Raw genomic sequence first — 9252 nt, forward strand, 5'->3', positions numbered from 1 at the left:
GAGGAAAAAAGCCGCTCAAAGATTAAGAAACAAAATTAGAAACTTAATTGATGAGGATCACTGCCAAGATAACCAATACCGAGTAAAACTCGACTGAGGTCAATTTTATCGATACCAACCTCAAAATCGGTGATAGTATCACCAATATCCACCAAACTGTCATAGCGGAAAATATCAGCGCCCTTCCCACCCGTTAGGCGATCTGCCCCTTGACCACCGATTAAAATATCATCACCAGTAGTACCATTAAGAGTATCATTACCACTGGTGGGATTATTACCAAATGCCGTCAGCGTAATCGTCAGACTGCTGTTGCTAAATGCGTCATACTCATCCTTAACTTGATAGTTAGCCACCACATTAAGAGTTTGACCAAAAGGCAGATTACTGTAACTAGCATGGCTAGTATCAAAGCTATAACTACCGTCAGAGTTCAAGGTTAAACCATCCACAGCAGAGATCAGACTATAGGTCAAGATTGTGCCATCATCCACGTCATAATCGTTGGTAGCCACCGAACCGGTAATAATTGTTTTCGTTAAACCGCTATTGGTATCAGCAACGGCGACGGGCGCATCATTTACCCCCGTGATAGTAACGGTGAGGGGCGCTGTAGCAGTCTTGAAAAAGTCATCTTGAACCGTATAAGTACCGACAAAAGTCAACGGGGGGAATATAACTATAGTTGCCGTCACTCTTATTGAGTATAGTACCAGCACTCGCAGTCAGGTTGGAGATGGTTAAAAGGTCATTTTCTGGATCGGTAATCCCTGTTAATAAATCATTGATAGTCAGAGTTGCCCATTGATTTTTGATGACATCGAAATCGAAAGGGAACGCTTGAGTTAAACTTAGAGGGGGATCATTAGTAGTGGTGCTAGACATAAAAAAACTTTTGGGGTTAGGTTAATGGTTTTTAACAGTATTACCTATTCTCCTCTCCTCAAAAGTGTCGTTCAGAGATGTGAAGGCTTAATCTGTATCAGGATTAAGTATAGCAATTATTTTGTTTTCAAACTTTAAATTATGTTAACAAATCAAGTTATTTTTAATTGAACCATTAATTTTTGATGTAGGGACGTTGAATGCAGTGTCCCTACTGGAATGTGGAAAAATGATTTAAGTCAGCTAACACTTAAAACCTTGTGGATTATTTCTTATTTTTCTTCTTACCGAATAAAAGCCCAGCGCCCATCACCCCAATACCTAATAATAAACTAGGCTCAGGAGTAGTTTGGAATGAACCACTACCTTGAACGTTATCAAAATCATAAGTAAAAACAGTAATGGGATCAAGGAAATCAGGGAAAAAAGTCAACAAGGTATCAGAACCATTATCAAAATCATAGGAAATACCGAATAAATTCCCCGTTACGGGATCAAAATTAACTACATTATTGGGTGAAGAATTATCGGTGTAGATGAAATCATCGAGGTTGACATCAACAAATTTAAAACTAAAAGCAGTCAACGGACGAGTATCAAACCCAGTAAAAAGGTCTTCGCTAGTCATTTCGTCAAGATCATAACTAAAACTACCCTTGTAGGTCTCACCCGATAAATCACCAGAATCAATAGTAACTTGAAAATTAGAACTGACAATATTAATAGCCTCAGCGCCCGTCACCGGTGCAAGGGCAACCATAGAAACAGCAGAAATCAAAGCAAAACGAGATAAATTCATAATTTTAGAGTCCGTAATAGTTTGTTATTAACTCCCCTCTCCTATGGGAGCAGGGCGTTTTCATTCTCAAAAATGTTAGTTTCTCAAACTAGCCAATAATCTGAAATTCAGAGGTTTTTAACTACTAATAAATCAATTAATAGTAAAAAATCCTCCTGTCTCCCTGAATCTCCCCCCTTTTTAAGGGGGGTTGGGGGGGATCATCCTTATATTGTCTTCTTGTCAAAAACAAATCAATTTTGATCCTGACTTTGAAAACACTCTGCTTTCCTAAGCAGGGGCTAGGGGGGGTTAAAAAATGAAATCAGCAGAACTTAAAGTACCAGCAGAAACACCCTGTAAACGAAGGAAACTGACGGCGCGCGCCGAACCACTACCATCAGGATCGATTTGTAAAATAGTATTGCCACGGAAATCACGATTGATGACAACACCATCACCGAGAGGATCATTATCAGAGTAACCGATACCTAATAACACCCGACTGAGGTCAATTTTATCGATACCAACCTCAAAATCGGTGATAGTATCACCAATATCAACCAAACTGTCATAACGGAAAATATCAAAACCATTACCACCAGTTAAACGATCCGGACCTTGACCACCAATTAATACATCATTACCATCTCCACTCATAATAATATTGCGCCCTCCAACACCATTGATGATGTCATCATTAGGAGAACCAGTGAGCATATCATTACCAGTAGTACCATTCTGGGGAGTAATTTGGTCAAGGTCTAAACCCACCACCACAGGATTATGATCGGAAGTACGGAAAGCATTAGGCTCAAATAAAGGATTACCATTGGGTTCAGCTTCAAAACTAGCCTCCGCAGAATCCCGAATTTCGTCATTGTAGTCAAACAAAGGCACTTCATCGGAATTGATGAACCAGTCAGCGACATCAGTAACTTGAAGAGTCATAGCAGAATTACCCAAAGCATGATCCAAATAACCTAATTGACCGTTAAAGACGAAACTATAGGCATCATTACCATTAAACTGCTCAATCAAATCAGTATAACCAGCATCTTTGAGCGCAGTAATGGGAGTTTCACCCTTATAGGCGTTTAAATCACCGATAATGAGATAATCTTCGTCACCGCTACCAGTGGGATCAGTAGCAATCCAAGTAGCTAAGGCTTCAGCGCCCTTCGTCCTAGTATCATTCCAGTTACCTTGACCATCCCCTTGATCCGCATCAGGAGAACTAGAATCAACCCCACTAGCGCCCTTCGACTTAAAATGATTAACTACTACGTTAAATGATTCTCCAAAATCATCATTATTAGTTTCAATGACTCGGAAAGTTTGAGCGATGGCTGGACGACTTCTTTGTTGCCCAGTACCATTAGGATCAGTGAAAGAAGCATCATTAAGGATGGCCGGATTACCTAACATTTGCATGGTGCTGGTTTTGTAGATAAAACCATTGGTAATGGCATCAGTTCCCACTTTACCAGCATCCACAAAATCATAAATATTCGAGCCTAACTCAGTATTCAAGCGCTCGACTAATTCCTTAATTGCCGGTTGTGCTTCATCGCCGTTATTTTCCAACTCAATCAAACCTAGTACATCGGCATCAAGTTCGATTAAGGCTTGAATTAACTTATCACTTTGACGGTCAAATTCTGCTTGACTATCAGCGCCCCTCGCCCCATTACTACCATTGTCAATCGTATTAAAGTAATTGAGAACATTAAAACTAACTACCTTGACATTACCACCCACATCAGGAGAGGTTAGAGGGCGAGGATTTTCTACGGTAAACTGTACAGGATTAGCTTCTGTGGGACGAATCCGCCAAGCATCTGTACCACCAGCGCCCGCAAAAGACCAATGTAAAACACCCGTCAAGTTATTAACAGCGTCACCACCACGGAAAAAATCTTCTCCTTGAGTGCCAACCCCAAAACCATTCGGTTGGGGATGAAATACTGTACCAGTGATATTTTGGATATTATTATCATCATCAAGGATAATGCGTTTGCGAGCTAAATCTGCTAAAAACGCTTGGTTTTCTGCAACGGTGGGAGTATCATCGATGTGAGTATATTGGAAGGAGCGCGCGCCTTCCGTTAAGACAATTTGACCAAAACGAGCTAACTCAAAGTATTCTGAGACAACTAATTTATTGGTAAACTGAACCTTCATACCCTCGTATTGCTCATAAAATTCATCAATATCACCCGTAGCAGGTAAAGTGATTTGAGTAGGGGTAATCAGGTTTAAATTATTACCACTATCATCAACAGTGATAGAAAAATCACCATTATCATTATCAATTTGAGTCATGCCAAAAAACTCATCCACAGCGCCCGTCACCGTAACAATATTACCTTCCGTAACGGTAGGGGCGCTACCCACAAACACAAAAATACCTTCAGAAGTAGAAGAATCACCATCTTGATCGCTATCTTCTTCCTGCATGAAAAAGGCATTTAACTGAGGATAAACTGCGGTTACTACCCCTTGAATCTTAACACTTTGACCCTCTAAAGCACTGCCATCATTACGTCCAAAAGTAGTAGTTAGTTGACTGGTTGAATTACCTTGAATCTCATGAATTTTGGTAATAGGGGTACTTAATTGGATAAACTCTTGACGGAATTTTTGTTGATTTGCTTCAGATAAATTCTTAGAATTAACTCCATTGTCATACCAAACCGTATCACCATTATCTACCAATAAAGGAATAATATCAGCATCATCGAGGTTGTCGGGTACTTCTACAATAGATTCAAAACTACCACCACTATTTAACCCTGTTAAATCCGCATCTTTTAAAATAGGTGCATTTTGAGCATCACCATCCCAAGTATAAAGACGGAAATCTTTAGGCGCTGTACCTGTGGCTTGATCCGCAGGACCTGCTACGATTAGATACTCTCCCGTATTGTTTCTTTCAATACTACGAATACCACGACCATCTAAATCAAGGAAGATGGGCGCTGCAAAAGTAGCTGAACCACTATTTTGACCTAATAAATTGGTAAAATTAGTAACAGGTACAATTAAAGCATCTTGACGATCAGTAGTGGGAAGGTTGGGGGCGCGGAAAGATACATAAGCAGTAGTATCATTAGGAGCAAAAGTTAAACCCTCAATATTAAAACCATTTAAACTAGAAGACTCAGGAATAACTCCATTAGCCGAGCTACTAGCTAAACCTAAAAATCCAGCACCCAAACCATGACCGTTATTATTATCCCACGCAATTAAATCATCTTCGAGGAATTGATAAAAACCGTCAAAAGTTAAAGTTGTATTTAAACCAGTATTACTGATTGTAGTTGCGAAAATTCTTTCACGGTTAGGGCGATCATTACCACTGCTATTATTACTATGAGAACCCATCCAATAAATAGTATTATTTAATTTGGAAGATGCCTCAATATCAACTTCTCTTGGTACTCCTCCCGAAAGGTCAGTTAATCCTAAACTACTGGTAAAATCAAAAGCGTTGAGAGGTGCGCCTGAATTAGTGCGACTATATAAACGGATGGTTTGATCTTCGTCATCAGCCACTAACATATAATCACTATCAATGGCGATGGCGGTGGAAGCATCAGAAGCGCCCGTCAAAAATGTTGTAGTAGTAGGATTAACCGAAGCGCCCGAAGCCCCATAATTAATGGTGTAACTATCGTCATTAATGCCGTCACTAACCGTGATGGTAATATCAGCAAAACCCACACCGTCAGGGGTAATTTTTAAGTTAATATCACCTTGATTTTGAGTAATATTCAAGTTACTGTCACTGACAACCCCTTGATTGCTACTAACTGCGGTGACAGTTAAGTTATTAATAGGTGTATCAGTATCAGCGATAGTAAAATCGATACCAGAAAAACGAGCTGGATCAGTAGGATCATTAATAACACCACTAATCGCCCCAGAATTACTAACAGGTAATAAATTTAAAGTACCACCATCTAAAAGGTCGGTAGTGGTACTAACATTAACTGCGATGGAGGGCGCAATTCCAGTGGCTTCGTTATCAGTAATATTAGCGGTGACAGAAGCAACTGAAATGCCGTTGTAATTAGTATCGCTACTGGTAACACTATGATTAATCGTACCAGTGTGATTACCTTCCACATCGCTATCATCCACCGCCGTTACTGTAATAGTTTGAGCGATATTCCAGTTAGCCGAAGTAAAAATAACTTGGTTGTTATCAGTGGTTAACTCACTATCTGGATTGATATTAATGGTGACATCAGCAGTTGGTTGACTACGCAACACTAAGGTATAAGTATCAGTAGCGCCCCCCTCCGTCACATCTGTACTACCATTGGATTCAACTAAAACCGCCCCAAAAGTATCGTCTGTGTTGAAAATACCCGGACTGCCTACATCACCACCAGTGGAAGTACGGGCGTTCTGCACATTATTAACGGTAGATAATACCCAATCGCTGTCAATGGTTTGATCGTCTAATGCGGTGACGGGCGCCCAGCCACTAATATTTTGAGCGCGAATTGTACCGGAAAAATCTCCATCTCCGTAGGTAAGTCTATCTACTAAATTATTATCCTGATCAAATAAATTAATCTCATCATTGCGCCCTAAGTTAGCAGTTAAACCACCGATAATCTTAACGGTGCTAGGAATACCCCAAGCCGTGCGAAAAGCATTGGCAGAGGCTTCGGTAAGAATTACCGACTCACCGGGTTCAACTGTACCAAAGGCACTTAAATTAACAGTTCCAGCAACACGAGAGTCATCATCAAAACTCCACCCTTCCATGTCCACTGGTGCATCACCAACATTGGTAAACTCGACAAATTCATCATTATTCCCAGCGTACATAAATTCAGTGATTTGTATATCACCGACTCCACTAGCAGAAGCATTAGTAATCTCGATGTTATCGATACCATATTCATCACGGCTACCACTACCACTGACATCATCACTCTGCCACTGCAGGAAAAAATTATCATTGTTAGCAATATTTAAACCTGTAATAGTAATTTCTTTATCTTCGCTAACAAAACCTAAATTATCAATAGCTTCAGGAGTAGTAAAGTCAAGACCATCAATCGCTATATAACTACTATCATCTAAGGAATAAGCAAAATTAAGAGAATTTGCTCTAGTTGCATTGTTATTAAAGAAAATATCATACTTAACCGTTAAATCAGTAAGAGTTGATCCAGTAGTATTAGTGAATTTTAGGGTAATTGTACCCGGTGTAAAATCATTTCCGCCCGGTTGAACTCCTAAAAAAGTATTACCGCTAGTGGTAAAAGCATAAATACCGCCCGTGATAACTCCACCATTATCATCAGCGCCCATCGCCGAATCTCCAGAGGTAAAACTACCACCAAAAGCACCAGTAAAATCACTGAAGCCTGTCGCGCGCCAAATATCTGAGTCAAGTTGCCCCGCCGTAGGAGTCGGTGCAAATCCTTGACCAAGAAAATTATCAAAATTTTCTGTAAATAAAGTCGTCATTATTTCTTCTGTCGTCATTATTTCTTCTGTTTAATAATTAATATTGAATAAATTTAATCACCACAAAGTACTCTAACAATGCTCTCTTTTTTCAAAAGAAAATAGTTAGAAATAATCAAAATTACAGATAATTTGTATCTATTATTGTTAGTGACTACAAGTACAGTAAATTTTCCACCATCCCAAGTCAATCACTTAGAATTGTTTTCTGTACTTATTGAATTTTGGGATTAAATGCCATTATCTTACTGCTACGTTTCATATCAGTCAATACTTGTATGTGTTGTAGATTACATAAAAATTGACTTTTTTTTAAATTTATAAATATTCTCAAAAATAGCGTTCAAAACACAAAATAATAGGCATTAATATGAAAAGATAAAACCTCATAGTTATCCATTGTCAATTATCAATTACCTCAACGACTGCAATTTTTCATCAAACCCTAATTAATTACGTTTACCAAAAATAATTGTACCAAGACGAATCATAGTTGCCCCTGCTTTTATAGCTAAGAGATAATCCCCCGACATTCCCATGGATAATTGATCGAAATTATCGCCTAATTCCTCTTGTAATTCATCTTTTAAATGAGATGCTTTTTCAAAAGCCTGAAAACATTGATCAGAAGTTAAGCCAAGAGGTAAAATAACCATTAAACCTCTTATTCGTAAAAATTTAAGCTGTTTTAGTCTGTCTAAATCGCCCCAAAGTTGATCTATTTCCCAACCGAATTTAGACTCATCGGGTAAAATTTTTACTTGTAAACAAATTTGCGGAAGTTGGCTAATAATTCCTTCTTGTAAGGTTTCTTCGGCGTGACGATTAAGTTTTTCGGCAATTTTTAAGCTATCTACAGAGTGAATCCAGGGAAAAGACTCTATAGCTTTTTTGGCTTTATTACTTTGTAAATGTCCGATAAAATGCCAAGTAATATCTTTTAAATCTGATAACTTAGCTTGTTTTTCTAGTGCTTCTTGCAGTTTATTTTCCGCAAAGTCTCTCATCCCTGTGGCATAGATACAGCGAATTTTTCCTTCCTCAACGGTTTTACTAACGGCGATAACACGAACTTGAGGGGGAATTTCTGAGATAATTTGCGATAAATGGGTAGTTAAGGAAGGTTGATTCATTGAAACGTGCGCTGGTAAACCTCATTAATTTGTTTGTAGGTATTCCATTCGCCATCACTTCTGAGATTGCGTAATTTTGATTCCATCATCATACGGGCTTCTGAGCGTGTTAATGGCTCAAAAAAGGTTTCTCGTACTTCTATTTTAACTCGAAAAAATAATCTTTGAGCATATAGAGTGGTAAATAATTCCTCATTTTTTTCCACTAAACACAGTCGATATAATAATCCAAAGGTGGGGTGATTGATATATGTTTCCGTTGTCATTAAAATTACAAGACCATAATGTTAGAACAGTTTATCACGATAACCTTAGATCGTATCTTTTATTTGTCGATCTTTACCACTTTTTTTGATGTTGCTTGAGCAAAAGATGAAATATATTTAAGTTATTCTTAGTTGTCTGATAGTTTCAAATAAAATCACTGACACACTAACTGATAAGTTTAAACTGCGCACATGGGGTTGTGACATGGTGATAAAACTGGTTACGTCACATTGTGTTAATAAGTCAGGAGGTAAGCCTTGGGTTTCACTGCCAAATAATAACCAATCGTCTGCTAAAAATTCACATTGGAGGTAATCAGTTTTTCCTCTAACGCTAAAGCCAATCAAGCGCCCTCCCCTTTTCTTAGCTTCTTGGATAAAATCATCAATACTAAGATGGTAACTTAATTTAACGTGAGGCCAATAATCTAACCCGGCTCTTTTTAAATATCGATCGCTAATTTCAAAGCCGAGGGGCGCTACAAGATGTAATTCTGTACCTGTGGCGGCGCAAGTTCTTGCTATATTACCAGTATTGGGGGGAATCTGTGGATGTACTAAAACTATTCGAGGCATTGTTAACGATAATATTTTTTCATGTAACAATATATCAGTTCATGACTAACAAACATTAAATTTTGCGGCGTTGCATCATTGCGGGATGATATGCAATTTTCTGATAGGTTGAAACAACTGT

Annotated in this window: 7 protein-coding genes; all 7 read right to left on the minus strand. The window is 38.5% G+C overall.

What is annotated here, in order from left to right; genetic code table 11:
* Nucleotides 1–35: 35 nt before the first annotated feature.
* A complete protein-coding gene (locus IGQ45_13340) occupies nucleotides 36–725 on the minus strand; it encodes a M10 family metallopeptidase C-terminal domain-containing protein (protein ID MBF2058161.1) in 690 nt (229 codons plus the stop codon).
* Complete coding sequence (locus IGQ45_13345; protein ID MBF2058162.1) at nucleotides 631–885, minus strand: cadherin-like domain-containing protein; 255 nt, start codon at nucleotides 883–885, stop codon at nucleotides 631–633. The genes IGQ45_13340 and IGQ45_13345 overlap by 95 nt, the downstream gene beginning before the upstream one ends.
* A gap of 265 nt (nucleotides 886–1150) precedes the next feature.
* Nucleotides 1151–1684, minus strand: a complete 534-nt coding sequence (locus IGQ45_13350) for a PEP-CTERM sorting domain-containing protein (GenBank protein ID MBF2058163.1) — start codon at nucleotides 1682–1684, stop codon at nucleotides 1151–1153.
* A gap of 291 nt (nucleotides 1685–1975) precedes the next feature.
* A complete protein-coding gene (locus tag IGQ45_13355; GenBank protein MBF2058164.1) occupies nucleotides 1976–7174 on the minus strand; it encodes an ExeM/NucH family extracellular endonuclease in 5199 nt (1732 codons plus the stop codon).
* Between the two features lie 431 nt (nucleotides 7175–7605).
* On the minus strand, nucleotides 7606–8289 hold the full coding sequence (locus tag IGQ45_13360; GenBank protein ID MBF2058165.1) for a YggS family pyridoxal phosphate-dependent enzyme: 684 nt from the start codon (nucleotides 8287–8289) through the stop codon (nucleotides 7606–7608).
* The gene (locus IGQ45_13365; protein ID MBF2058166.1) at nucleotides 8286–8555 is read right to left on the minus strand and encodes a PipX family protein; all 270 of its coding nucleotides are present in this window, start codon (nucleotides 8553–8555) and stop codon (nucleotides 8286–8288) included. The genes IGQ45_13360 and IGQ45_13365 overlap by 4 nt, the downstream gene beginning before the upstream one ends.
* Before the next feature lie 117 nt (nucleotides 8556–8672).
* Nucleotides 8673–9131, minus strand: a complete 459-nt coding sequence (locus IGQ45_13370) for a tRNA (cytidine(34)-2'-O)-methyltransferase (GenBank protein MBF2058167.1) — start codon at nucleotides 9129–9131, stop codon at nucleotides 8673–8675.
* Nucleotides 9132–9252: the final 121 nt, after the last annotated feature.

The organism is Cyanobacterium sp. T60_A2020_053, from assembly GCA_015272165.1.
In the GTDB taxonomy this organism is placed as follows: Bacteria; Cyanobacteriota; Cyanobacteriia; order Cyanobacteriales; family Cyanobacteriaceae; genus Cyanobacterium.